The organism is Amycolatopsis samaneae, from assembly GCF_039541975.1.
GTDB classification, from domain to species: Bacteria; Actinomycetota; Actinomycetes; order Mycobacteriales; family Pseudonocardiaceae; genus Amycolatopsis; species Amycolatopsis samaneae.
This window is the reverse complement of record NZ_BAABHG010000010.1, coordinates 198,517-223,314: the sequence shown is the minus strand read 5'-3', so window position 1 is coordinate 223,314 and position 24,798 is coordinate 198,517. Positions and strand designations below refer to the sequence as shown.

General features: G+C 70.5%; 26 protein-coding genes. 16 read left to right on the top strand and 10 right to left on the bottom strand.

What is annotated here, in order from left to right:
• From pqqD to ABD987_RS26845, 5 genes are all read left to right on the top strand, one after another.
• Nucleotides 1–273: a pyrroloquinoline quinone biosynthesis peptide chaperone PqqD gene (gene pqqD / locus ABD987_RS26865; RefSeq protein ID WP_345399445.1), complete on the top strand. Its 273-nt coding sequence runs from the start codon at nt 1–3 to the stop codon at nt 271–273.
• Complete coding sequence (pqqE, locus tag ABD987_RS26860) at nt 264–1,361, top strand: pyrroloquinoline quinone biosynthesis protein PqqE (RefSeq protein WP_345399442.1); 1,098 nt, start codon at nt 264–266, stop codon at nt 1,359–1,361. The genes pqqD and pqqE overlap by 10 nt, the downstream gene beginning before the upstream one ends.
• The gene (gene pqqB / locus ABD987_RS26855; protein WP_345399439.1) at nt 1,358–2,248 is read left to right on the top strand and encodes a pyrroloquinoline quinone biosynthesis protein PqqB; all 891 of its coding nucleotides are present in this window, start codon (nt 1,358–1,360) and stop codon (nt 2,246–2,248) included. Before pqqE ends, pqqB begins: the two co-directional genes overlap by 4 nt.
• Before the next feature lie 178 nt (nt 2,249–2,426).
• Entirely contained in the window at nt 2,427–3,521 is a 1,095-nt protein-coding gene (locus ABD987_RS26850) for an alpha/beta hydrolase family protein (RefSeq protein WP_345399436.1), read from the top strand.
• A gap of 80 nt (nt 3,522–3,601) precedes the next feature.
• The gene (locus ABD987_RS26845; RefSeq protein WP_345399433.1) at nt 3,602–4,222 is read left to right on the top strand and encodes a hypothetical protein; all 621 of its coding nucleotides are present in this window, start codon (nt 3,602–3,604) and stop codon (nt 4,220–4,222) included.
• Nucleotides 4,223–4,241: 19 nt separating this feature from the next.
• Here the strand turns inward: ABD987_RS26845 and ABD987_RS26840 are convergent, their stop codons facing one another.
• The gene (locus ABD987_RS26840) at nt 4,242–5,216 is read right to left on the bottom strand and encodes an aldo/keto reductase (protein WP_345399430.1); all 975 of its coding nucleotides are present in this window, start codon (nt 5,214–5,216) and stop codon (nt 4,242–4,244) included.
• A gap of 116 nt (nt 5,217–5,332) precedes the next feature.
• Between ABD987_RS26840 and ABD987_RS26835 the strand changes: the two genes are divergently transcribed.
• Together ABD987_RS26835 and ABD987_RS26830 are read left to right on the top strand one after the other, a co-directional pair.
• Nucleotides 5,333–5,845 (top strand): ArsR/SmtB family transcription factor, encoded by a 513-nt coding sequence (locus tag ABD987_RS26835; RefSeq protein ID WP_345399427.1) that lies wholly within the window; start codon nt 5,333–5,335, stop codon nt 5,843–5,845.
• Nucleotides 5,842–7,089: an MFS transporter gene (locus tag ABD987_RS26830; RefSeq protein ID WP_345399424.1), complete on the top strand. Its 1,248-nt coding sequence runs from the start codon at nt 5,842–5,844 to the stop codon at nt 7,087–7,089. The genes ABD987_RS26835 and ABD987_RS26830 overlap by 4 nt, the downstream gene beginning before the upstream one ends.
• On the opposite strand, the gene ABD987_RS26825 is transcribed toward ABD987_RS26830, so the two are convergent.
• Genes ABD987_RS26825 through ABD987_RS26815 form a run of 3 tightly spaced genes read right to left on the bottom strand, consistent with a single transcriptional unit; the run spans nt 7,065 to nt 8,418 of the window.
• Nucleotides 7,065–7,562 (bottom strand): SRPBCC family protein, encoded by a 498-nt coding sequence (locus tag ABD987_RS26825; protein ID WP_345399421.1) that lies wholly within the window; start codon nt 7,560–7,562, stop codon nt 7,065–7,067. The two genes, ABD987_RS26830 and ABD987_RS26825, sit on opposite strands and share 25 nt — an antisense overlap.
• Entirely contained in the window at nt 7,559–7,909 is a 351-nt protein-coding gene (locus ABD987_RS26820) for a metalloregulator ArsR/SmtB family transcription factor (protein ID WP_345399418.1), read from the bottom strand. The genes ABD987_RS26825 and ABD987_RS26820 overlap by 4 nt, the downstream gene beginning before the upstream one ends.
• Before the next feature lie 14 nt (nt 7,910–7,923).
• Nucleotides 7,924–8,418, bottom strand: a complete 495-nt coding sequence (locus ABD987_RS26815) for a MaoC family dehydratase (RefSeq protein WP_345399415.1) — start codon at nt 8,416–8,418, stop codon at nt 7,924–7,926.
• A 64-nt stretch (nt 8,419–8,482) separates the two neighbouring features.
• Here ABD987_RS26815 and ABD987_RS26810 point away from each other — a divergent pair, with 64 nt between their 5' ends.
• Complete coding sequence (locus ABD987_RS26810) at nt 8,483–9,157, top strand: ArsR/SmtB family transcription factor (RefSeq protein WP_345399412.1); 675 nt, start codon at nt 8,483–8,485, stop codon at nt 9,155–9,157.
• A gap of 14 nt (nt 9,158–9,171) precedes the next feature.
• On the opposite strand, the gene ABD987_RS26805 is transcribed toward ABD987_RS26810, so the two are convergent.
• Together ABD987_RS26805 and ABD987_RS26800 are read right to left on the bottom strand one after the other, a co-directional pair.
• Entirely contained in the window at nt 9,172–10,554 is a 1,383-nt protein-coding gene (locus tag ABD987_RS26805) for an amidase (protein ID WP_345399410.1), read from the bottom strand.
• Nucleotides 10,551–11,480, bottom strand: coding sequence for a D-2-hydroxyacid dehydrogenase (locus ABD987_RS26800; protein WP_378214404.1), 930 nt, complete (start codon nt 11,478–11,480; stop codon nt 10,551–10,553). Before ABD987_RS26800 ends, ABD987_RS26805 begins: the two co-directional genes overlap by 4 nt.
• A 162-nt stretch (nt 11,481–11,642) precedes the next feature.
• On the opposite strand from ABD987_RS26800, the gene ABD987_RS26795 reads away from it, so the two are divergent.
• The 3 genes from ABD987_RS26795 to ABD987_RS26785 all read left to right on the top strand — a co-directional run bounded on the left by ABD987_RS26795 (nt 11,643) and on the right by ABD987_RS26785 (nt 13,910).
• Nucleotides 11,643–12,398 (top strand): maleate cis-trans isomerase family protein, encoded by a 756-nt coding sequence (locus tag ABD987_RS26795; protein WP_345399405.1) that lies wholly within the window; start codon nt 11,643–11,645, stop codon nt 12,396–12,398.
• An 89-nt stretch (nt 12,399–12,487) separates the two neighbouring features.
• Complete coding sequence (locus tag ABD987_RS26790; RefSeq protein WP_345399402.1) at nt 12,488–13,216, top strand: maleate cis-trans isomerase family protein; 729 nt, start codon at nt 12,488–12,490, stop codon at nt 13,214–13,216.
• A gap of 1 nt (nt 13,217) precedes the next feature.
• Nucleotides 13,218–13,910, top strand: a complete 693-nt coding sequence (locus ABD987_RS26785; RefSeq protein ID WP_345399399.1) for a GntR family transcriptional regulator — start codon at nt 13,218–13,220, stop codon at nt 13,908–13,910.
• A gap of 7 nt (nt 13,911–13,917) precedes the next feature.
• Here the strand turns inward: ABD987_RS26785 and ABD987_RS26780 are convergent, their stop codons facing one another.
• From ABD987_RS26780 to ABD987_RS26770, 3 genes are all read right to left on the bottom strand, one after another.
• A complete protein-coding gene (locus ABD987_RS26780) occupies nt 13,918–14,388 on the bottom strand; it encodes a DUF4262 domain-containing protein (protein ID WP_345399396.1) in 471 nt (156 codons plus the stop codon).
• A gap of 78 nt (nt 14,389–14,466) precedes the next feature.
• On the bottom strand, nt 14,467–15,525 hold the full coding sequence (locus ABD987_RS26775; protein WP_345399393.1) for a tartrate dehydrogenase: 1,059 nt from the start codon (nt 15,523–15,525) through the stop codon (nt 14,467–14,469).
• Nucleotides 15,522–16,985, bottom strand: a complete 1,464-nt coding sequence (locus tag ABD987_RS26770; RefSeq protein WP_345399974.1) for an NAD-dependent succinate-semialdehyde dehydrogenase — start codon at nt 16,983–16,985, stop codon at nt 15,522–15,524. Before ABD987_RS26770 ends, ABD987_RS26775 begins: the two co-directional genes overlap by 4 nt.
• 95 nt (nt 16,986–17,080) lie before the next feature.
• Here ABD987_RS26770 and ABD987_RS26765 point away from each other — a divergent pair, with 95 nt between their 5' ends.
• The 5 genes from ABD987_RS26765 (at nt 17,081) to ABD987_RS26745 (ending at nt 23,862) form a co-directional block, all read left to right on the top strand.
• Complete coding sequence (locus ABD987_RS26765; protein WP_345399390.1) at nt 17,081–18,337, top strand: aspartate aminotransferase family protein; 1,257 nt, start codon at nt 17,081–17,083, stop codon at nt 18,335–18,337.
• A gap of 3 nt (nt 18,338–18,340) precedes the next feature.
• Nucleotides 18,341–18,838 (top strand): DUF3830 family protein, encoded by a 498-nt coding sequence (locus ABD987_RS26760; RefSeq protein ID WP_345399387.1) that lies wholly within the window; start codon nt 18,341–18,343, stop codon nt 18,836–18,838.
• 1,183 nt (nt 18,839–20,021) lie between these two features.
• Entirely contained in the window at nt 20,022–21,395 is a 1,374-nt protein-coding gene (locus ABD987_RS26755) for an FAD-binding oxidoreductase (protein ID WP_345399384.1), read from the top strand.
• Nucleotides 21,396–21,437: 42 nt separating this feature from the next.
• Nucleotides 21,438–23,000, top strand: a complete 1,563-nt coding sequence (locus ABD987_RS26750; RefSeq protein ID WP_345399381.1) for an acetolactate synthase large subunit — start codon at nt 21,438–21,440, stop codon at nt 22,998–23,000.
• A 19-nt stretch (nt 23,001–23,019) separates the two neighbouring features.
• Nucleotides 23,020–23,862, top strand: coding sequence for a nitroreductase/quinone reductase family protein (locus tag ABD987_RS26745; protein ID WP_345399378.1), 843 nt, complete (start codon nt 23,020–23,022; stop codon nt 23,860–23,862).
• A 93-nt stretch (nt 23,863–23,955) separates the two neighbouring features.
• Here the strand turns inward: ABD987_RS26745 and ABD987_RS26740 are convergent, their stop codons facing one another.
• On the bottom strand, nt 23,956–24,735 hold the full coding sequence (locus ABD987_RS26740) for an SDR family NAD(P)-dependent oxidoreductase (protein ID WP_345399375.1): 780 nt from the start codon (nt 24,733–24,735) through the stop codon (nt 23,956–23,958).
• Nucleotides 24,736–24,798: the final 63 nt, after the last annotated feature.

The window sequence follows — 24,798 nt, the reverse complement described above, 5'->3', positions numbered from 1 at the left end:
ATGACGACCATCGGCACGGAATCCGTCCCGAAGCTGCGCCGCGGCGTCCGGCTGACCTACGACCGGACACGCGAAACCCACGTGTTGCTGTTTCCCGAAGGGGTGCTGGTGCCGAACCCGACCGCCGCCGCGGTGCTCGAACTGTGTACTGGCGACCGGACCGTTTCCGCGATCGCCGAGAAACTCGGAGCGCGCTATTCCGGCGTCCGCGACCAGGACATCATCGATGTGCTGACGCGGCTGGAGGATCGGCGGATCGTGCAATGGCAGTGAACCCGACCGCGCAGCCACCGCTGGGCATGCTCGCCGAGCTGACCCACCGCTGCCCGCTGCACTGCCCGTACTGCTCCAATCCCGTCGAGCTGACCGCCCGCGAGGCCGAACTGTCCACACAGGACTGGCTGTCGGTGCTTTCGCAGGCGCGGGAGCTGGGTGTGCTGCAGGTGCACATGTCCGGCGGTGAACCGCTGGCCCGGCCCGATCTGCCGGAGCTCGTCGAGCACGCGAGCCGGCTCGGCTGCTACGTCAACCTCGTGACCTCCGGGCTTGGCCTGACCGCATCGCGGCTCGACGACCTCGTCGAGCGCGGCCTCGCGCACGTCCAGCTGTCCGTGCAGGGCGCCACCGCGGAGCGCGCGAACCTCCTGGCGGGCGCGCGGGCGCACGACCACAAGCTCGCCGCCGCCGAACTGATCAGGAAGGCCGATCTCCCGCTCACCGTGAACGTCGTGCTGCACCGGCGAAACCACGACCAGCTGCCCGGGATGATCGCGCTCGCCGAGCGGATGGGCGCGGACCGCCTCGAACTGGCGAACACGCAGTACTACGGCTGGGCGCTGCGCAACCGTGAGGCGCTGATGCCGACCCGCGCGCAGCTCGACGTCGCCGAGCCGATCGTGCGCGAGGCCACCGAGCGGCTGCGCGGGAGCATGGAGATCGTGTACGTCGTCGCGGACTACTACGAGCCCTACCCGAAGCCGTGCATGTACGGCTGGGGCGCGCGCCAGCTCACCGTCGCCCCCGACGGCACCGTGCTGCCCTGCCCGGCGGCCACCGCGATCACGACCCTGGAACTGGACAACGTCAGGGAAAAGCCGCTCAAGGAGATCTGGTACGAGTCGTCCTCCTTCAACGCCTACCGCGGCGAGGACTGGATGAGCGAACCGTGCCGGACCTGCGACCGGCGCTCGGTCGACTTCGGCGGCTGCCGCTGCCAGGCGTTCCTGCTCACCGGCGACGCGGCCGCGACGGACCCGGTGTGCTCGCGCTCGCCGAACCGCGACGTCGTCGACGTCATCCTGGCCGCGCCGCCACCCGCGACGGCACCGGACCTGGTGATGCGCACGGTGACCACGCGATGAAGGTCATCCTGCTCGGGACCGCGGCGGGCGGCGGGTTCCCGCAGTGGAACTGCGCGTGCCGCCTGTGCACCTCCGGCGCGACGCCGCGCACACAGGACTGCGTCGCGGTCAGCGCGGACGGCCGAGGCTGGTACCTGCTCAACGCCTCACCCGACATCCGCGCGCAGATCCTGGCGACGCGTGCGTTGCGCGCCGGCCCCGGGCCCCGGGAAATCCCGCTGCGCGGGGTACTGCTGACCGACGCGGAGCTGGACCACTCCCTCGGCCTGCTGATGCTGCGCGAAGCGGGCGGGCTACCGGTGTGGGCACCGGACGCGGTGCTGCACGCGCTGTCGGCGCACTTCCCGGCGCGGTCGATCATCGACGGCTACGGTGGCTGGGACTGGTCGTCCACTTCGGACATCAAGCTCGACGGCCTCGTGGTACGCGCGTTCCCGGTGAGCGACAAGCGACCCAAGTACGCCCGATCCTCCACTGAGGACGGTCCGTGGGTGGTGGCCTACCGGATCGAGGACCCGGCGACCGGCGGCGTGCTCGTCTACGCGCCGTGCCTGCGCGGCTGGCCGGACGGGTTCGACGAGCTGACCGGCGACGCGGACCTTGTCCTGCTGGACGGCACGTTCCACGCCGCCGACGAGATGTCCGGCGCGACCAGCGCCCGGGTCGGCGACGGCGCGCAGCTCGCGATGGGGCACCTCCCCATCACGGGGGACGGGGGCAGCCTGGCCCGGATAACCCGGTATCGCGCCGCACGTCCGCGCACGCGCTGGGCGTTCACGCACCTCAACAACACCAACCCGGTGCTGGACCCCGCGTCCGCCGAACACGCCGCGGTCCTCGCCGGAGGCGCCGAACTCCCCGGCGACGGCACCGAGTTCACCCTCTGATCCCCCGTGCCACCCAACGTTCCGTGAATGCCACATTGAGGGACTCTGAGTCCCTCAATGTGGCATTCACGGACCTACCACACCGAGCGGGGAGGACTTTTCGGCTACGGGACTTCACCGAGGGCCCGCCGGGATTTCCCCCGATGGCAACGCCCCGGCGCGGCCGAACACTGGGAGCATGAGATTCCGAACCCTGGCCGCGGCGGGCGTGCTCGCCGCCGGCCTCACCACCACCGGCGTCGCGAACGCGGCGAACGCTCCGGCCGAACTTCCGCCCCCGACCGGGCACCACCAGGTCGGTTTGTCGACCTTCGGCCTGGTCGACACCCGGCGCGCCGATCCGTGGGTCCCGGCGGAGCGCCGCGAGCTGATGGTCTCGCTGTGGTACCCCGCGCGAGCCAAGGGCAGCCGCCCCTCGCCGTACATGACGCCCCAGGAATCCGCGGCCCTGGCCGCGAAGCTGGCGATTCCCGCCGACTCGTTCTCCACCGTGCGCACACACTCCACAGTGGACGCTCCGGCGCTTGGCGGGAGGGCACCCCTGGTCGTGTTCTCCCCCGGATTCATGGTGCCGCGCACGACGTTGACCGCACTGGCGGAGGAACTGGCGAGCCGCGGCTACGTCGTCGCGAGCATCGGCCACAACCACGAAGCACTCGCGACCACCTTCCCGGACGGGCACACCACGGGCTGCGAAGCCTGCGTCGCCAACGATGGAAAGAAGGTCGTCAACACCCGCGCCGCCGACGTGTCGTTCGTGCTCGACGAACTCACCGGTCCCCGGTCACCGCACGACATCGCGCGGCTCGTCGACCGGCACCGGATCGCAATGGTGGGTCACTCGATCGGCGGTGCGAGCACCGCCCCGGCGATGCTGACCGACCGGCGGATCGGCGCCGGCGTCATGCTGGACGGCGGGTTCTACACGCCGGTGACCCGTCTGAACCGCCCGTACCTGCTGATGGGCCAGCCGGAACACCGGCCGGGCGGCACCGGGGATCCCACCTGGGACGCGGCCTGGCCGCGACTGGGCGGCTGGAAACGCTGGCTGACCGTGGACCCCAGTGACCACTACACCTACACCGACGCCGACTACCTGGCGGCGAAGGCGGGCTTCCCGATGCCCGGGAACTCCCTCGATCCGCTGCGGGGCATCCGGATCACGGAGGCGTACGTGACGGCGTTCCTCGACCAGCACCTCCGCGGCTGCCCACAGCCGCTGCTGGACGGACCGTCCGCCCGGTATCCCGAAGTCCGGTTCTGGAATCCGTGACACGCTGCGGCCTTCCCGGCGTCGCGGGGAAGGCCGCGGCGGTAGGGTCGCCGGTGCCGGTGACCGAAAGAACACGAACAGTGAGGTTTCCCGTGGCCGAGGCCGAGGTCCGTTTCACGAGCATGACCATGATGACGAGCGTCGAAGCCCATGTGTCGGCCGACGTGTCCGGCGCGCCACCGATCCGGCATCACAGCGGAAAGGCGCTGGTACCGGTTCTCGTCACCATGCAGTGGTGCTGGACCGACGTGAGCGACCAGAAGGGCTGGAGCATCCTCGACGCGACCGTCACCGGCTACCACGGCGACACACCCGTGGAGCTCCGGTTCGACGGCACGAGGGACGACGACATCAGCGCACCGGCCGACTTCCGGGTGCCGGACTGGCTGCGGGCGTTCCTCGAGCACACCCGCACCCACCTGGCACAGCTGGAGGTCACCGAAGCCGGCGGCAGGACCACGGCCGCGGTCACCGTGCCGACCCCCGATCCCGCCGCCCTTTCCTACGGCGATCTGCCCGACTGGACGACCAGCACCGAAGTCGAGGACCCGATCCCCGCGCGGCTGTCCCCGGAGGCGCAGGCCGTGCTGCCGGAGATCGCCGCCTGGCTCCGCCGGCGTTCCGCCAACCTGCCGCTCCTGATGGAGCGGGACGGTGTCGGGATGGCCAGCGCGATCCTCGAAAAGGAGATCCGCGGCTGACTCCCGGCGCCGGCCCGGCTCAGGCGATGCCTTCCGGGCTGGCGCCGGCGATCGGGACGGCGTCCGCGGTGATCCGGTCGATCTCGGCCAAGTCATCCGATGAAAGCTCGATATCCGCGGCGGCGAGGCTGGCCTCGATGTTGGCCGGCTTCCGCGCCCCGACGATCGCGGCGTGCACCCCGGGCCGGGCCAGCGTCCAGGCGATGGCCAGCCGGCTGACCGAGATCCCCTTTTCCCCGGCGAACGCGGACAGCTTGTCCACGATTTCCAGGTTCCGCCGCAGGTTTTCGCCTTGGAACGCCGAGGAACGCGAGCGCCAGTCCGACGGTTCGAACCTCGTGTCCGGCCCGACCGCCCCGGTCAGCAGGCCGCTGCCGAGCGGGCTGTAGACCAGCACGCCGACGTCGTGCGCCCGCGCGTACGGCAGCGGATCGGCCTCGATGCCGCGCCGGAACAGGTGATACGGCGGCTGGAGCGTCTCGGCCGGGCGGTGCTCGTCGAACGCGGCGAGCTGCGCGGAGTCGTAATTGGACACTCCGACGTGCCGGATCTTCCCGGCGTCCACGAACTCCTGCAGCACCCCGGCGGTCTCCTCCGCCGGAGTGTCCGGATCGGGCCAGTGCACCTGGTAGAGATCGATGTGGTCGACGCCGAGATTGCGCAGGCTCTCCTCGACACCCTCGGTCAGCCACGCGCGGCGCGCGTCGCGGGCGCGTTCCGCGCGTGGTTTGATCCCGCCCTTCGTGGCGAGGACGACGCTGTCCCGATCCCGTTTCAGCTCGGCGCGCAATGCCTTGCCCAGCAGGACTTCGGACCGTCCCGCGCCGTAGGCCTGCGCGGTGTCGAACAGGTTCACCCCGAGTTCACGGGCGTGCCGGACGGCGGTGATCGCGAGGTCCTCGTCGAACGATCCCCAGGCCCCGCTGAGCTGCCATGTCCCGAAGGCGATCCGTGAGACTTCGAGACCGCTCCTGCCCAGAATCGTCGTACGCATGCGTCCAGCACAGCACAGACATCGGATCTCCGCAGTCACGCGTGGCGGAAATCCCGTCCATCGAAACCACCAAATAACTGTTTGACGGTGTGCCCCGCGCGCGGAACACTCGCCCCATGCCCGAATCCCCCACACTGGACGGCCTGCGCGTACTCGCCCATCCACTGCGGCTGCGCATCCTCTCCGCGCTGACCGGCACGGCGATGAGCGCCGCCGAGGCCGCGCGCGAACTCGGCGAGACCCAGGCCAACGTCAGCTACCACCTACGGCGGCTGCACGAGGCGGGCCTGCTGGACATCGCCGAGGAGGTCCGGATCCGCGGCGGGCTGGCGAAGCGCTATCGCCACGATCCCGAATCCGGCGCGCGGCTGGCCGAGCGCAGTCCGGCGGAGGACAGCGCACTGCTGGCGACGGTGACCGAGGAGCTGAAGCGCCGCGCGGACGCGCGAGCGCCGGGCAAACCGTCGTCGCTCACCGACGCGGAACTGTGGGTCACCCCGGAAGTCTGGGCGCGGGCGCTGCACCAGGCCACCGAACTGAGCAGGCTGCTGCACGACGCGGCCCGGCCGCCGAGGACCCGTGGCGCCGTCCGGGTGAGCGCCAGTGTCGCGCTCTTCGAGCTGCGATGAGCGCGAGAACGCTGCTCCTGCCGTTGCGCGAGCGCAACTTCCGGTGGCTGGTCACCGGCCGGACGTTCGCCGACTTCGGGAACGCCGTCGCGCCGCTCGCGCTCGCGTTCGCCGTGGTGGATCTGACCGGCTCGGCGATCGACCTCGGCATCGTGGTCGGCGCGCGCTCGGTGGCGAACATCCTGCTGCTGGTGTTCGGCGGGGTGCTGGCCGACCGGTTGCCGCGCTCGGTGATCCTGCAGGGCACCGAACTCGCGGCGACCGCCACCCAGGCCCTCATCGCCGCGAGTGTCCTTTGTGGATTTTCCTCGATCCCGTTGCTGGTCGCGCTCAGCGTGGTCAACGGCGCGGTCGCGGCCATCTCGCTGCCGGCGGCGGCCTCGATCACCCCGCAGACCGTGCCCGCCGACCGGCTCGGCCAGGCCAACGCGCTGGTCCGGCTGCTGTCCAACGCGGGGCGGATCGGCGGTGCCGCGATCGCCGGGATCATCGTGGCCGCCGTCGGCTCGGGCTGGGCCGTCGCGGCGAACTCCCTGCTGTTCCTCGGCGCGGCCCTCGCCTACCACGGCATCCGGCTGCCCCGCGGCAGGCGGATCCCGGGCGGCAAGCCACTCGCCGAACTGCGCGAGGGCTGGCGGGAGTTCACCTCCCGCGCCTGGGTGTGGATCGTCGTGCTGCAGTTCACCGTGGTCAACGCCGTGGGCTTCGGCGCGCTGATGGTCGTCGGCCCGATCGTCGCCGACGACACCTTCGGCCGCGCGGGCTGGGGTTTCGCGCTCGCCGTGCAGACGGCGGGGTCGTTCGCCGGCGGTCTCGTCGCGGCGCACTGGCAGCCGCGGCGCACCCTGATGTTCGGTGTGCTGCTGGTGGCGTTCGACTCGATCCCGCTGTTCACCCTCGGCTGGTCGCCCCTGCTGCTTCCGTTGCTGCTCGTGATGTTCGTCGCCGGTCTGGCGGTCGAGCAGTTCAGCGTCGCGTGGGACGTTTCCCTCCAGGAGAACGTCCCGGCGGACAAGCTCGCCAGGGTGTACTCCTACGACATGCTCGGGTCGTTCATCGCGCTGCCACTGGGCGAGATCAGCGTGGGACCGCTGATGGAGCACTTCGGCCGGGAGGCCACCCTGACCGGCGGCGGGGTGCTGGTGGTGCTCGCGACGGCGGCTGCGCTGGGCAGCCGTCAGGTCCGCGACCTCGTCCGCAGGACGCACATACCCGAGGCTCAGCGCCCGGCGAGCGCCTCGTAGTACGCCTTCTGCCCGGGGTGGTAGTCGGTGAACACGGGCAGCGGACCGTCCACTCTGGACGCCACGAGCTGGTCGAGGTAGTACTCCCAGCCAGGGCCGATGTCGCCGATCCCGGCGTCGGACGCGAGGTGCTGGACCAGCCGCAGCACGGAGCCGTCCCCGGCCGCGGTCACCAGCAGTTCCATCCGCCAGGAGCCGTGTTCGTCCACCGTCGAGACGGCGAGCCGGTGCGGTGGCTCGCAGGCGTCGATGCGCAGGTCGAACCACGGCGCGCCTTCTTCGAAGGCCATCTGCGCCCGCACGGTGCGCCCTGGCGCGGCGTCGCCCTCCCAGGCGCCGAACCACCGCGCGGTGCTTTCCGGTTCGGTGACACTCGCCCAGACGTCTTCGACCGGTGCGCGGAAAGTGCGCTCCAGCACCAGATCGCAGCCATCGGGCGTACGGGACAGCCGCCCGCTCGGCGTGGGGGTCATGCGATGCCCTCCTTGTCGTCACGAGCCCTCGCGCGGGCCCGCCGGGTGCGGTGGACCTCGGTCTCCAGCGCGTCGAGCCGGTGTTCCCAGCCGGTCGGCCGGAGGAACCGGGCGAGCCAGCCGGCGAGTTCTGCCAGCGGCGCCGGATCGAGCACGTAGACACGGCGGCGGCCGTCCGGCTCGTCGCGCACGAGACCACTCTCGCGCAGGACCCGCAGGTGCCTGCTGATCGCGGGCCTGCTGATCGCGAACCGTTCGGCGATCTCGCCCGCGGCGAGGTTCTCCTCCCGGAGCATCAGGAGGATCTCGCGACGGACCGGGTCCGCGATCGCGCCGGCGACGTCCACCGGAAAAGCGTAACCTATAGGTTACGCGTCAGGGAAGGTCCGCACCGCAGGAAGTTGAGCACGGTCAGGCGGAGGACGACGTCCCCGTCCTGGTCGGTCAGCTCGGCGAGCGTACGGACCAGGCCCCGGTCCGGCTTCGACCGCGAGGGCCTGGCCTCGAGGACCGTGACCCGCAGACGCACCGTGGTACCGGGGCGCACGGGCTTGAGCCAGCGCAGCTCGTCCACACCCGGCCCGCCCAAACTGGCCACTGTGGACAGATAGTGCTCGGCGAACAGCCGCATCAGCACGCTCGCGGTGTGCCAGCCGCTGGCGACGAGACCACCGAACGGGCCGTCCTCCGCCGCGTCCGGGTCGACGTGGAAGCTCTGCGGGTCGAAGCGCCGCGCGAATTCGACGATCCCGGTCTCGGTGAACCCGGCGGTGCCGAACTCGTAGGTCGCGCCAGGGTGATAGTCCTCGAAGTACCGTTCGCCGATCGGGACGGTGAACGCCGTGGTGGTGGTCATGGCGGCAGCCTGACACGAGAAAACTTCGACGCGTGGCGAACAATTATGCGGCTAACCTGACCGCGTGCGCGTGGAGCCCGACATCGCGACGGTCGCCAGGGCGATCGGCGAGCCCGCGCGCGCCGCGATGCTGTTGCAGCTCATGGACGGCGAGACGCACACCGCGCGCCGCCTCGCCGAGGTGGCCGGGATCGCACCGTCCACGGCCAGCGCGCACCTGCGCGTGCTGTGCGCGTCGGGGCTGGTGCACGCCACCGACGCGGGACGGCGGCGGCTGCACCGGCTGGCCGGGCCCGAGGTCGCCCAGCTCGTCGAGGCCCTCGCCGCGCTCGCCCCGCCCCGGCTGCCGGGCTCACTCCAGCCCTCGCCGCCCACGGACGCGCTGCTGACCGCCCGGATCTGCTACGGCCACCTGGCCGGACGGCTCGGCGTGGACATCGCGGCCCGGCTGCGGCGCGACGACGTCGTGCCCGCGCTCGAACCCGGCGGAACCGCGGCCGTGCCCGACCTGCACCATCCGCTGCTCGCGGAGCTGGGGATCCGGGACCTCGACCCCGCACGCCCGGCGGTACGGGCGTGCGTCGACTGGTCGCACGGCGCGGTTCACCTCGCGGGCGCGCTCGGCGCCGCCCTGCTCACCGGTCTGCTGGCCGCGGGCTGGGTGCGCCGCCGCCCGGCCGGACGGGCACTGCGGATCACCACGACCGGCCGAAAATGCTTGGCAGAGCTGGGTTTCTGACCCTCACGACCCGTTCAGCGCGAGGCCCAGGGCCGCACCTCTTCGAGGAGCTTGGCCACCGCGAGCACGAGGTCGTCGGAATGCCGCGGCCCGACGATCTGCAGCCCGACCGGCAGCCCGGCGGCCGTGCGCCCGGCGGGGACGCTGATCGCGGGCTGCTGGGTGAGGTTGAACGGGTAGGTGAACGGCGTCCACTCCGGCCATTCGCTCAACCCGCTGCCGGGCGGGACGTCGTGACCCGCTTCGAAGGCGGTGATCGGCAGCGTCGGGGTGATCAGCACGTCGTACCGGGTGTGGAACTCGCCCATCAGGATGCCCAGCGCCGCCTTCTCGGCGAGCGCGCCGAGGTAGTCGCTCGCCGAGTACGCCCGGCCCTTCTCCCAGACGCGGCGCAGCCCCGGATCGACCACGTCCTCCGACCCCGGTGGGAAGGTGTCGAGCAGTTTCGCCGCGCCGGCGGACCACAGGACGTCGAAGGTTTCCTTCGGGTCGGCGAAGCCGGGGTCGGTTTCCTCGATACGCAGCCCCGCCTCGTCCAGCGCGGCGACGGCGGACGCGACCACCGCGGCGACCTCCGGGTCGACCTCGGCGTAACCCAGTGTCGGCGAGTACGCCGCGATGAGCCCGCGCACGTCACGCCGGACCGCCTCGCGGTAGGTCCCGAGCGCGGTGTCGAGCGCGGTGGGGTCGCGGTGGTCGGGCAGCGACAGGATGTCGAGCAGCAGCGCGGTGTCGTCCACCGACCGCGCCATCGGGCCCGCGTGCGACAGCGGGCCGAACGGGCTCGCCGGGAAGAGCGGTATGCGGCCGTGGGTCGGCTTGAGGCCGACTATCCCGCAGAACGACGCCGGGATCCGGACCGAGCCACCACCGTCGGTGCCCACCGAGAGCTCGCCCATGCCCGCCGCGACGGCCGCGGCGCTGCCGCCGCTCGAACCGCCCGAGGTCTTCGCGGGATCGTGCGGGTTGCGGGTGATCCCGGTGAGCGGGCTGTCCGTGACGCCCTTCCAGCCGATCTCCGGGGTGGTGGTCTTGCCCAGCACCACCAGGCCGTTTTCCCGTACCCGGGCGGTGACCGGGCTGTCGGCGTCCCACGGCTGGGCGGGATCGATGCACTTCGAGCCGCGCACGGTCGGCCAGCCCTGGGTCAGGAACATGTCCTTGATGGAGATCGGGACGCCGTCCAGCCAGCCGATCGGATTGCCGTCCCGCCAGCGGATCTCGGCGGCCTTCGCCTGTTCCAGCGCACGGTCGGGGTCGACGACGCAGTAGGCGTTGAGCTCGCCCTCGCGTTCCTCGATCACTCGGAGCGCGTTCTGCGTCGCTTCGACCGGGGAAAACTCGCCGGTGGCGTACGCGGCGACGAGTTCGCTGGCGGTCAATGTCGTTTCGTTCATCGAGTCCTGACTTCCGGTGACGGCACGTACCCGAGCTGCTTGTCCACGACATTGTGCAACGGTTTCCCGGCCACCCACCGGCCGAAGTTCTCCCGGAACACTTCCACCAGAGTGTTCCGCCAGCCGACGAAGTCGCCGGACATGTGCGGCGACACCAGCACGTTCTCCATAGTCCACAGTGGACTATCGGCGGGCAGCGGCTCGGTCTCGAACACGTCGAGCGCGGCACCGGCGAGTTCGCCCCCGGCCAGCGCCGCGACGAGGTCCGAGGTCACCACGAGCTCGCCGCGGCCGACGTTGACGAACCGGGCGGACGGTTTCATCGCCGCGAACGCCGCCGCGTCGAACATGCCCTTCGTCTGCTCCGTCAACGGCGCCACGGCGACCACGTAGTCCGCGGCGGGCAGGTGTTCCGTCAGCTCGGCCGTGCTGTGAACGTCCCCGAAGTCCGGGTCGCCGGTGCGGGCGCGGCGCCCGGCGCCGCTGACCCGCAGCCCGGCCGCGCGCAGCAGCCGCGCGATCGCCCTGCCGATCGGCCCGGTGCCGACCACCAGCACTTCACGCCCGGCGACACGCTCGCTCTCGCGGTGCAGCCAGCGGCTCTCCCGTTGCAGGTCCAGCGACCGGGCGAAACCCTTGGCGAAGGCGAGGATCACGCCGAGGACGTACTCCGCGATCGCGTCGTCGAACACCCCGCGCGAATTCGTGAGCACGACGTCGCTCTCGCGCAGCCCGGGGAACAGCACCGGGTCGACACCCGCGCTCGCGATGTGCAGCCAGCGCAGCCGATCGGCCGCGTGCCACGCGCCGGGCACCGCGGTGGACAGGAAGTCGTAGACGAAAAGGACATCCGCTCCGGACAGCGCTTCGGGCAGTCCCGCCGCGTCCGTGTAACGAACCACCGCTTCCGCTTCGATAGCGCGCATGTCCGGCGGTTGGCCAGCACCACACAACACCGCCAAAACCGGGGAATCCGACGCGATCACGTTGACACGGTAGGAGTCGCTCGTATGATTGTCAACAATCCGAGGAATGCGCCCCGGACCAGCTGGACTTGTCATCTTCAGACGCTCTCCGGAGGGCTGGCCTTGGATCTTGATTCCTTCGCGTTCGAAGGGCCGTTGGCACAGCGGGGCATCGGTGTCATCGCCCCGTTCGACCTCGCCCTGGAGCGCGAACTGTGGCGCTGGGTGCCGATGGAGGTTTCCCTCCACCTGGCGAGAACCCCGTACGAACCGGTACCGGTCAGCATGGAGATGGCCCAGCTGGTGAGCGACCACCGGCACCTCGCCGCCGCGACGAGGGACGTGCTGCACGTCGAGCCCGAGGTCGTCGCGTACCTGTGCACCTCCGGCAGCTTCGTCAACGGTGTCGACTACGAACGCTCCCTCACCAAGGCCATCTGCGACGCGGGCGCCCCGGACGCGGTGACCACCTCGGGCGCGCTGGCCGAGGTACTGCACAGCCTCGACCTGCGCCGCGTGTCGGTGCTGACCCCCTACGACGCCGACCTCACCGGCAAGCTGCACGACTTCCTCACCGAAATCGGCGTCGACACGGTGTCGAGCGATCACCTCGGCCTCGGTGGCGGGATCTGGAAGGTCAGCTACCGCACCATCGCCGAACGCATCCTCGCCGCGGACCACAGCGCGGCCGACGCCATCTTCGTCAGCTGCACCAACCTCCCCACCTACGACCTCATCGATCCACTGGAAGCCGCGCTCGGCAAACCGGTGTTCACCGCCAACCAGCTGACGATGTGGGCCTGCCTGCGCCGCATGGGCCTGCCCGTCGTCGGGCCGGGCAACTGGCTCCGCGAGATCACCCAGCCCCCTGTTCCTTGACGCCGCTCCCGCCACACCACCACCCGGAGGAGTGAAACTTTTCGCCCTGACTAGGATTGTCGACAATTTGCCTGCTTCCCGGAGGTTCCGTGACCACCATCGGCTTCATCTACCCGGACCACGCCGCCGAGGACGAGTACCCGCTCGCCGAGCAACTGCTGGGCGGTGACCGGAGCGGCATCCGCCTGCCGGTCGAGCACATCTACGGCACCGACCTGCACGCCGTGCCCGAACTGCTCGACCTCGGCAGCGAGGCCCGGCTCGCCGAGGGCGCCGCCCTGCTGGCCAAGCACGAGCCCGACGCCGTGGTCTGGGCCTGCACCAGCGGCAGCTTCGTCTACGGCTGGGAAGGCGCGCGGGACCAGTCGGACCGGCTGGGCGCCGCCGCCGGCGTCCCGGCTTCGAGTACCTCCTTCGCTTTCGTGCACGCCGCCAAGGCGCTCGGCATCCGGCGGGTGGCCGTGACGGCGAGCTACCCCGACGACGTCGCGCGGCTATTCGTGGACTTCCTCGCCGCGGGCGGGATCGAGGTGGTTTCGATGTCCAGCGCGGACATCGACACCGCGGCCGAGGTCGGCGCGCTGGCGCCGGAGGCCGTGGCCGAACTCGCCGCCGGACACGATCACCCGGACGCCGACGCGGTACTGGTACCGGACACCGCGATGCGCACGCTCGGCGAGATCAACGCCGTCGAGGCCCGGCTCGGCAAGCCTGTGCTGACCGCCAACCAGGTGACCGTCTGGGAAGGGCTGCGCCTGGTCGGACAGGCCCCGCTCGTCCGCACCCTCGGCGCGCTGTTCCAGGCGAGGAGCGCGTGAGATGAGCCTGTCCGACATAGAGCCGGTCAGCAGGGAATCCACCGCGGGCATCATCGCGCGCCAGCTGCGCGACGCGATCATGACCGGCGCGCTGCCGCCCGGCACCCAGCTCGGCGAGACCGATCTGGCCGCCCGTTTCCAGGTGTCACGGGGGCCGCTGCGCGAGGCGATGCAGCACCTGGTCTCCGAGGGGCTGCTGCGCAGCGAACGGCACCGCGGGCTGTTCGTCATAGACCTCGGGCCCGGCGACGTCTACGACATCTACTCCGCCCGGTGGGCGATCGAGCGCGCCGCCCTGCTGCGGGCGCTGCGCGGGGACCGCGAAGGCGTCGCCGCCGTCCTGGAGCAGGCCGTCGCCGAAATGGCCACGGCAGCCGGTGAGGACGACCCCGCCGCGCTCTCCAGCGCGGACCTGCGTTTCCACGAAGCGCTGATAGAGGCCTCGGGCAGCAAGCGGCTCGTCCGCATGGCCCGCACCCTGCTCATCGAAACGCGGATGTGCCTCGCCGCACTTCAGGGGACGTATCAACGGGTCGAAGAACGCGTCGAGGAACACACGCACATCATCGACGCGCTGCGCGCCGGGGACGAGACGAAGGCGCTGGCGCTGCTGGAGGCGCACATGGACGACGCCGTCCAGCGGCTCGCCCCCGGCACCAGCCTGACCCAGCACGAGGTGCCCCCGATCGGCTGACCGCGCTTCAGTGGCCACAGCGCACCCCCAGCACCGGCTGGCCGCCGCGCCCGCCGCGGAAGTCCGCGTCCCACGGCCAGCATCCCTCGTCGTCGGGGTAGACCAGCTGCCGCGCCCGGATGCCCGGCCCGTACAGGCCGACGGCCATGACGAGATGCGCGGACGGCTCGGTCAGCTCGACGACCTCGATCTCCGGCCCGTCCCGCAGGACGAACCGCTCGCCGTGGCCGGGCGGCTCGGCGTGGCTCGCGTGCGCGGCCATGCCGTTGAGCAGCAACCCCGCCGGGTGCGGCGGGAGCCCGGTGACGACGAGCTCGGGCAGCTTCCGCTCACTGAGCCCGACGGTGTAGGCCCACGGCGGACCCTTCCCCGCTCCTTCCACGCCCTGCACTATCCAGCCGCACCGCTCGATCACGGTGCGGAGGTACCGCAGATAGTCGACCCTGCCCTTTCCGGGATGTTCGCACTGCCAGCACATCCTTCTGTCCCCTCCCGCTCGGTTGTGGTGAGCGGGGGCCAGTGTCGGGGAGGGCACCGACGAAAACGGGGCGGCGGGTCAGGCGAGCTGGTCGGCGACTACCGAACCGAGGCGGGCTGTGGTAGCGGTGCCGCCGAGGTCGGGGGTGACCGCGGTCCGGTCGCCGAGCGTCCGGTCGACGGCGGCGCGGATCGCTTGCGCGGCAACGGTTTCGCCCAGGTGTTCGAGCATCATGGCGGCGGCGAGGATCTGCGCGACCGGGTTCGCGATGCCCTGGCCGGCGATGTCCGGAGCGCTGCCGTGCACCGCCTCGAACATCGAGGGATGTTCACCCGATGGATTGATGTTTCCGGAGGGCGCCATGCCCAGTCCGCCGGTGATCGCGGCCGCGAGATCGCTGAGGATGTCGCCGAACAGGTTCGACGCGACGACCACGTCGAGCCGTTCCGGCGCCTGCACCATCCGCGCGGCGAGCGCGTCCACATGGCACTGTTCACTGTGGACTTCCGGGAACTCCGCGGCGACCTCGGCGAAGATCTCGTCCCAGAACGGCATCGAGTGGATCAGGCCGTTGGACTTGGTCGCCGAGCACACCCGCCCCTCGCGCGTGCGCGCGAGTTCGAAGGCGTACCGGATGATCCGCTCGACGCCGACTCGCGTGAAAACCGACTCCTGCAGCACGAATTCGCTGGGCTGTCCGGTGTTGTGGCGACCGCCGATCGCCGAGTACTCGCCCTCGGAGTTCTCACGGACGATCACCATTTCGAGTTCCTCGGCCTTGCGCCCGGCCAGCACCGAGGTCGTGCCCGGCAACAGCCGCACCGGACGCAGGTTGACGTACTGCGCGAACGCGCGCCGCACCGGGATCAGCAGGCCCCACAGGGAAACGTGGTCCGGCACGCCAGGGAAGCCGACGGCGCCGAGCAGGATCGCGTCGAACGCGGACAACTGCTCGACGCCGTCGTCCGGCATCATCGACCCGGTGCGGGTGTAGCGCTCGCAACTCCAGTCGAATTCGGTCCACGACAAGGAAAAGCCGAACTTCCCGGCGGCACGGTCGAGGACCTTGCGGGCCTCGACCGTGACGTCGACGCCGATCCCGTCACCGGGCACACTCGCGATGCGATAGGTCTTCACAGGCTGACCGCGATGTACTTGACCTCGAGGAACTCGTCGATGCCGACCGAACCGCCCTCGCGCCCGAGGCCGGACTGCTTGATGCCGCCGAAGGGCGCCGCCGGGTTCGACACGATGCCCTGGTTGAGCCCGATCATCCCGGCCTCCAGCCGTTCCGAAACCCGCAACGCGCGCTTGAGGTCGCTGGTGAACAGGTAGGACACCAGCCCGAACTCGGTGTCGTTGGCCTTCGCGACCGCTTCGTCCTCGGTGTCGAACGGCGTGATCGGCGCGACCGGGCCGAAGATCTCCTCGGACGTCAGGCGCGCGTCCTGCGGGACGTCGGTGAGCACGGTCGCCTGGTAGAAGTGCCCGGGGCCGTCGACGCCCGCGCCGCCGGTGAGCACCCGCGCGCCCTTGTCGGTGGCGTCCTTGACGAGTTCGGTGACCTTCTCGACGGCTTTCTCGTCGATCAGCGGCCCCACCACGACGCCTTCTTCGGTGCCCCGGCCCATCGGCAGCGCCTGCATGCGTTCGGTGAGCCTGCGCGCGAACTCGTCGGCGACCTCGCGCTGCACGTAGAAGCGGTTCGCGGCGGTGCACGCCTCGCCGATGTTGCGCATCTTCGCGAGCATCGCGCCCTCGACCGCGGCGTCCAGGTCGGCGTCGGCGAAGACGACGAACGGCGCGTTGCCGCCGAGCTCCATCGACGTGCGCAACACCTTGTCCGCGCACTGTTCCAGCAGTTTCCGGCCGACCCCGGTGGAACCGGTGAACGACAGCTTGCGCGCGCGGCCGTCGCGGATGAGCGGCTCCATCACGCCGCCGGAATCGTGCGTGGTGAGCACGTTGAGCACCCCGGCGGGCAGCCCGGCCTCGGCGAGGATCCCGGCGAGCGCCAGCATCGACAGCGGCGTCTGCGCAGCGGGCTTGATCACCATCGTGCAGCCCGCCGCGACCGCGGGGCCGATCTTGCGCGTGCCCATCGCCATCGGGAAGTTCCACGGCGTGATGAGCAGCGACGGGCCGACCGGCTGCCGGGTCACCAGGAACCGCCCGGCACCGTTGGGGGCGACCGCGTAGCCGCCGTCGATCCGGACCGCCTCCTCGGCGAACCAGCGGAAGAACTCGGCGGCGTAGGTGATCTCGCCCTTCGACTCGGCGAGCGGCTTGCCCATCTCCAGCGTCATCAGCAAGGCGAGCTCGTCGCTGCGGGCCAGCAGGAGATCGTAGGCGCGGCGCAGGATCTCCCCGCGCTCCCTCGGCGCCGTCGCCGCCCACTCCGCCTGCGCGGCGACAGCGGCGTCGAGCGCCGCGACACCGTCGGCGGGCGAGGCGTCGGCCACCTGGCACAGCTCCGCACCGGTCGCCGGGTCCTGGACCGCGAACGTCTTCCCGCCGGTCGCGGCGACCCACTTGCCCCCGATGAACAGTTCCTTGGCAACCGCGTCGACTACGCCGCTCTCGGTGATCGCGCTCATCATCCAGCCAGCTCCTCTGTGTTGTCTCCACGGCCATGCTATGGATATTGTCAACAATCGACAACTGTTCCGCCCGACCTAGGAGCACCACTGCCATGGCCCAGCTCTCCCCGCTGCTCAAGCAGGCAACTCCCGTCGTGGTCGACCACGGTGAAGGGGTGTACCTCTACGACGTCGACGGGAAACGTCATCTCGACTTCACCGCCGGGATCGGGGTGACGAGTACCGGTCACTGCCATCCGGACGTGGTACGCGCGGCGCAGGAACAGATCGGCAAGCTCATCCACGGGCAGTACACGACCGTGATGCACAAGCCGCTGCTGGAGCTGACGGAGCGTCTCGGCGGCGTGCTCCCAAGCGGGCTCGACTCGCTGTTCTACGCGAACTCCGGCAGCGAAGCCGTCGAAGCGGCGCTGCGGCTTTCCCGCCAGGCGACCGGACGACCGAACGTCATCGTGTTCCAGGGCGGCTTCCACGGCCGGACGGTCGCGGCCGCGAGCATGACGACGTCCGGGACGCGGTTCAGCGCGGGTATCGGCCCGTTGATGGCCGGCGTGCACGTCGCCCCGTTCCCGTACGCCTACCACTACGGCTGGGACGAGGAAACCGCGACGAAGTTCGCGCTGCGCGAGCTGGACTACCTGTTCGCGACGGTCAGCGCACCGAACGAGACCGCGGCGTTCTTCGTCGAGCCCGTGCTCGGCGAGGGCGGCTACGTCCCGGCGAACACGGCGTTCCTGGCCGGGCTGCGCGAACGCGCGGACGCGCACGGGATCCTGCTGGTGCTCGACGAGGTGCAGACCGGGTTCGGCCGCACCGGGCGGTTCTGGGGACACGACCACTTCGGGGTCCACCCGGACGTCGTGCTCATCGCGAAGGGTCTCGCGAGCGGGTTCCCGCTGTCGGGCATCGCGGCGTCGGAATCGCTGATGGCCAAGGCGTGGCCGGGATCGCAGGGCGGGACGTACGGCGGCAACGCGGTGTCCTGCGCGGCGGCGATCGCGACGCTGGAGGTGATCCAGCGCGACGGCCTGGTCGAGAACGCGGCCGAACGCGGCCGTCAGCTGCTGGACGGCGCCCGGCTCATCGCGGACAAGACGGCCGCGATCGGGGACGTGCGCGGGCTCGGGCTACTGGTGGGCTCGGAGTTCACCACCGCCGACGGCGAGCCGGACACCGCGACGGCACAGAAGGCGCAGAAGGCCGCCGCGGACCACGGTCTGCTGCTGCTGACGTGCGGGGCTTTCATGAACGTGGTCCGCATGGTGCCACCGCTGGTGGTCGACGCGGCACAGGTCGACGACGCGCTGCGCATCTGGGGCGAGGTCGTCTCGACGGTCACGGGGAGCTGAACCATGGCACGCTACATCACCATCACCCTGGACAAGCGCGGTGTTTCGTGCCGCGCCCGGCTGCTCGACGACGAGGCGCCGCGCACCTGCCGCGCGGTGTGGGACGCGTTGCCTCAGAGCGGCTCGGCGTATCACGCGAAGTACGCGCGCAACGAGGTCTACACGCTCGTGCCGCCGTTCGCCGAGCCGAAGCCGGGACGGGAAAACCCCACGGTGACACCGATTCCCGGCGACGTCGTGTACTTCGGGTTCGAGGCGTGGGAGATCGGGAACCCGGCCTACGGCTACGACTCCGGCAGCGAGGCACACAGCGATCAGGGCGCGACCGACCTCGCGATCTTCTACGGCCGCAACAACCTGCTGATCAACGGCGACGCGGGCTGGGTGCCCGGCAACGTCTTCGCGACGATCGAGGAGGGCCTGGCGGAGATGGCCGACGCCGCGCAGGACCTCTGGCTGCGCGGCGTCGAGGGCGAGACGCTGAGCTTCGCCCGCGCCTGATCACCGTCGCGGCTCGGGTTTTCCAGGGCTTCGGCGCCGCCGGGGGCCGGGTGTGCCGAGGGACGCCTTTGGTGCGTTGGCCGCACTGAAGGCGTCCCTCGGCACGTCGAGCGCACCGAGAGACGCCTTCGGTGCATCGCGACAGCACGACTGGACCGCTCGCGGCACAAGTCCGGTCCCCATGCCCCGAACGGGTCGTTCGGGGGCGTTGAGCGTCCTCTACGCGTCGTTCGGGGCATGCCTCACCCCGCAGACCCCTGAACGAGGAACCCGGCCGCTCGAACGTGGGACACCCGCCCCCGATTCCCCTGGGTCACAGCCCCGGACACCCCTCGATGCTCACCCGGCCGTGTGAACCTCGGGGTTTCACCTTTAGTGGCAACACATTCACCGGTTCGTGGGATGACGTCGCCCGGGTGCCCTATCAAGATCGCCATCACCCAGAGTCATCACCGGCACGGCTACTACTCAGAGTGGCTGACCGCCGAAAGGGAGACCCCGGCGTCGAACACGAAAGCCTTACATGTTTATCGTAGGAGGATTGCGCGTTCCCCGAACGCCGCCGGAAAAGTCCCCCGACGCTTTTTGACACCGCGCCAGCCGGGTGAAAATCTACTTTCGCTCATCGCGAGAGCACCCCAAGAAAACAAATCCGATATAGGGAGACCTGAAATGCAGATGTTCGCCCAGCACGCGCACCACGCCCACGACATCCTCACGGGCGTGCTCGCGCACCTGGCGCACCTGCTCGGTTGGCTCGTCTGACCCGGCACATCTGAACGACCGGGGGTCGGCACGTTGGCGCGGGTCGACCCCCGACCACCTCATCCGGACACACTCCGGTGAGAAATGGTCTTGAAAACAGCCCGGCCACCACAAGGTGACCGGGCTGCCCTCATTTCCCCACTATTTCGAATACCGCCCGATGGACACCATCGGCTTACCCCGGACGTGACAATCACCGTCGGAGGAATCCGGCGAACAGCTTCACCACCGCGGCAGCGCGGCGCACGGAGGTGACGGCCTCGACGACGCCGAAGCTGTCCGCGGGCAGCGTGTCGAACCGGCCCCGGAACCGCCGTACCCGGCGCCGAGTAGACGTGAAGAGTTTTCATGGCCAGCGGTCGCCGCCAGGGACTACGCTGCGGTAACAGGGCAACAGCGCGCGAGGGTGAGGCTGTCGATGGGCGACGGGGCGGTACGGCTGGGCGGGATCGTCGGGGACAGGAACCTGCTGGTCGGTGCGGCGATCGCGGAGGACTACGGGCACGACGAGGCACTGAGCGTCGAGCCGAGGAAACCGGCGTACGTCGCGAAACCGGCGACGGCGGAGGAAGTCGCGGAACTGCTCAAGACCGCCTCCGAACTCGGCATCCCGGTCACCGCGCGCGGGTCCGGCACCGGCGTGTCCGGCGGCTGCCGCCCGGCGGACGGCGGGCTGGTGATCTCCTTCGAGCGGATGAACGCCGTGCTGGAGGTCGACACGGTCAACCACGTCGCGGTCGTCCAGCCGGGTGTCACCCTGTCCGAGCTGGACAAGGCGACCAGCCCGGCAGGCCTCGGCTACACCGTCTACCCCGGCGAGCTCAGCGCGAGCGTCGGCGGCAACGTCGGGACCAACGCCGGGGGCATGCGCGCGATCAAGTACGGCGTCACCCGGCACAACGTCCTCGGTCTCCAGGCGGTGCTCCCGACCGGGGAAATCATCCGCACCGGCGGCAAGGTGCCGAAGATCTCCTCCGGTTACGACCTGACCCAGCTCGTCATCGGCTCGGAGGGCAGCCTCGCGCTGGCGACCGAGGTCACCGTCAAGCTGCACCCGAAACTCCCGCACGGAGCCAGCGTGCTCGCGCCGTTCGGGGATCTCGACCAGGTGATGACCGCGGTGCCGAAGATCGTCGCCGCCGGGCTCGACCCGAACATCCTCGAATACCTCGACAACATGACGATGGCCGCGATCGCGTACTCCGAGAAGCTCGAACTCGGTGTCCCCGAAGAGATCCGGGAACGGACCCAGGCCTATTTGGTGGTGTCACTGGAAAACCGGCACGAGGACCGGTTGCACGAGGACATCGAAACCCTCGCGGAGCTGGCCGGCGAGCTGGGCGCGATCGACGTCTACGTGCTCGAAGGCCCGGCCGCGCGCAAGCTGGTCGAGGCGCGGGAAAAGGCTTTCTGGGCGGCCAAGTCCGTCGGCGCCGACGACGTCATCGACGTCGTCGTGCCCCGCTCGGCGATGCCCGAATTCCTCACCAAGTCCCGGGAAATGGCCCTATCCACCGGTGGCGGCGCGCTCGGCTGCGGACACGCCGGGGACGGGAACGTGCACCTCGCGATCTTCTGCAAGGACCCGGTGACCAGGAAGAAGCTGCTGACCGACATCTTCGCGCTCGCGATGGGACTGGGCGGCGCGATCTCCGGCGAGCACGGACTCGGGCAGAGCAAGAACGGGTACTTCCGCGAGCTGGAGGACCCCGCGAAGCTGGCACTGATGCGACGTCTCAAGCAGGCCTTCGACCCGGCCGGGATCCTCAACCCCTCCATCCTGTTCGGATAGCCACAGTGGACAGACACCCCAGACAGACAGAAAGCGCAGAGCATGACTGAACCGAACGGCGCCCAGTCCCTGATCCGCACGCTGGTGGACGCCGGTGTCGACGTGTGCTTCGCCAACCCCGGCACGTCGGAGATGCACTTCGTCGCCGCGCTCGACTCCGTGCCCGAGATGCGGGGCGTGCTCGGACTGTTCGAGGGTGTGGTCACCGGCGCCGCGGACGGGTACGCGCGCATCGCGGGCAAGCCGGCCGCGACGCTGCTGCACCTGGGCCCCGGCCTCGGCAACGGCCTGGCGAACCTGCACAACGCCCGCCGCGCGCACACCCCGGTCGTCAACGTCATCGGCGATCACGCGACCTACCACAAGCGGTACGACGCACCGCTGGAGTCGGACATCGAGGCCGTCGCCGGCTCGCTCGAAGGCTGGGTCCGCCGTTCGGAAAGCCCCGGGGACATCGGTGCCGACGCCGCCGCGGCGGTCGCGGCCGCGCAGGACGCCCCCGGCCGGGTAGCCACGCTGATCCTGCCCGCGGACGTTTCGTGGGGCGAGGGCGGCCGGGTCGCCGCGCCCGTCGCGCCGCGAGCACCCAGGCCGGTGGAGGAAACCGCGGTGAAGAACGTCGCCGAGGCGCTGACCGGCGACGAGCCGGTCGCGCTGCTCATCGGCGGCGGCGCCTGCTTCGAGGCGGGGCTGCGGGCGGCGAGCCGGATCGCGGCGGCGACCGGGGCGAAGGTGTTCGCCGAGACCTTCCCGGCACGGCTGGAACGCGGCGCCGGGCTGCCCTCGATCGAGCGACTCGGCTACCTCGCCGAACAGGTGGCCTACCAGCTCGACGGCGTCAAGCACGTGATCGTCGCCGGGACGAAGGCACCGGTTTCCTTCTTCGCCTACCCCGGGAAACCGAGCGACCTGGTGCCGGAGGGCGCGCGGGTGCACACGCTCGCCGAGGTCGGCGAAGACGTCGTCACCGCGCTCAACGACGTCGCCGAGCTGGTCGCCGCGGACACCGAACCGGTGCTGCAGGAGCCTTCCCGGCCCGCGGTGCCCTCCGGGCCGCTGACCACGCAGAACTGGGTCGAGGTGATCGGCGCGCTGCTGCCGGAGCGCGCGATCATCGCCGACGAGGCCAACACCTCCGGGCTGCTGCTGCCGGCGGCGACCGCGGGCGCGCCCCGTCACGACGTGCTGACGCTGACCGGTGGTGCCATCGGCTACGGCATGCCGGTGGCCACCGGCGCCGCGATCGCGGCGCCGGACCGGCCGGTGCTCAACCTGCAGTCCGACGGTAGCGCGCTCTACACGATTTCGGCGCTGTGGACGCAGGCACGCGAGAACCTGAACGTGACAACCGTGGTGCTCAACAACCACGCGTACGCGATCCTGCGGCTGGAGTTGCAGCGGGTCGGCGCGGAAAGCGGTGGCGACAGGGCGAACGCACTGCTCGACCTGTCGCGGCCGGACATGGACTTCGTCAAGATCGCCGAGGGGATGGGCGTTCCGGCCACGAGGGCCACCACCGCGGAGGAACTGTCCGAGCAGCTCGCGCGAGCGCTGGCCGAGCCCGGCCCGCACCTCATCGACGCCGTCGTGCCGCCGCTGCTCTGACCGTCCGAAAGGGACAGACATGCCGACCGTGACGAAGATCGACCCGCCCGGGGAGATCCGCGCGCTGGCCGAGCTCGACCGTGTCGACTACGCGGACACGTTCCGCCTCGACACGGCGAAGGCGCGGACGCGTACCCCCGAACAGTGGCTGCGGGGCGTGCTGGAATCCGGGCCGTTGCGGCGTTTCCTCGTCGTGGGCTGGTCACTGCTCGGCGCGCGGCTCGGTCCGCTCCGGTCGGCGGAGCACCTGCTGGGCTGGACGATCGACGAACGCGGCGAGGACCACATCCGGATCTCGGTCGTCTGGCGTATCGGGCTGCGCGCGAACCTCGTCCTGCGCACGAGCGAATCCGCGGTGACGCTGTCGACCTTCGTCGAGCTGCGCTCCACGCTGAGCCGCGTGGTGTGGACGCTCATCACGCCGCTCCACCACGGCACGTTGCGGTTCCTGCTGGCCGACGCGGCCCGGCGCCCGGCGCCGCCCCCGGCCGTCCTGTGGTTCCAGCGGCACGTGGCCAACCCGATCGCCCGCCGCGTCGCCCGGTTCCTGCCGGGGGAGGCCGTGCTCGAAACCGTCGGGCGGCGCTCGGGACTGCCCCGGCGGACCCCGGTCGGCGGACGGCTGGAGAACTCGACGTACTGGATCGTCACCGAGTTCGGCCGCCACGCGCAGTACGTCCGCAACCTGGAGGCGCAGCCGCGAGTCCGGCTCCAGGTCAAGGGCCGCTGGCACACCGGCACCGCGTCCATTGTGGACGAAGACGATCCGAGGGCACGGCTGCGGAAACTGCCGTGGTTCAACAGTCTCGTCGTGCGCACGGTGGGCACGAACCTGCTCACCGTGCGCGTCGACCTCGACTAGCACTCAGGGATCACGGACCAAGGGACAGTCCGTCCTGACACGTCACACGGTTCGCCGGGGTCCCGCCGGGCTTTCGACGGCCGCGCTTGCCGGTTACGTGGCAGGTCGCGACTCCGCGAGCTTGAGCGCGGTGCGGGCCGGCAGCAGTGCGACGAGGCGGCGGACGAGGCGGTTCGCGCCACCGGAGATGACGCTGACCGGCGGGGTACGCCGGTCGAGTGCCTTCAGCGCCGTGGTCACCACCTGCTCCGGTGTCTGGAACCGGGTGCCGCTGGTGTCGGTGCCGCCACGCGCGTAGAACTCGGTGCGCGTCGGTCCCGGCGAGACAACCATCACCGTCGGCCCCGCGGCGCGCAGCTCGTGCGCGAGCGCCTCGGTGAAGCGGATCACGAACGCCTTCGCCGCCGAGTAGACGGCCATGAAGGGCACCGGCAGGTATCCGGTCAGGCTCCCGACGTTCAGCAACGCACCACGCCCGGAGGCGACCAGATCCGGCAGGAAGGCATGGCAGATCTCCACCAGGGCGACGATGTCGAGGTGCAGCTGCGCGCGCACCTCGTCCTCGGTGGAGTCCGCGAACGACTTGGTCAGCCCCATACCGGCACAGTTGACCACTGTGTCCACCCGGATCCCCAGCGCGTCCAGCCGCTTCTTGAGCAGCGGCCCGCCGCGCTCGGTGTGCAGATCGAACGCCACCGGACGCGCCAGGCGTCCCGTCCGCGCGGTGATGTCCGCCGCCAGTTCCCGCAACGCGTCCTCCCGTCGCCCGACGAGCACCACGTCCGCGCCACGATGAGCCAGCCGGCGCGCGAACTCGGCGCCGATCCCGGAACTCGCCCCGGTCACGAGCGCGGTGGTCCCTGTGTACCGCATCGGTCTCCCGTCCACGGCCAGCCGGCCGCTCACACTCGATGTAATAAGCTCTCACATTGAGCG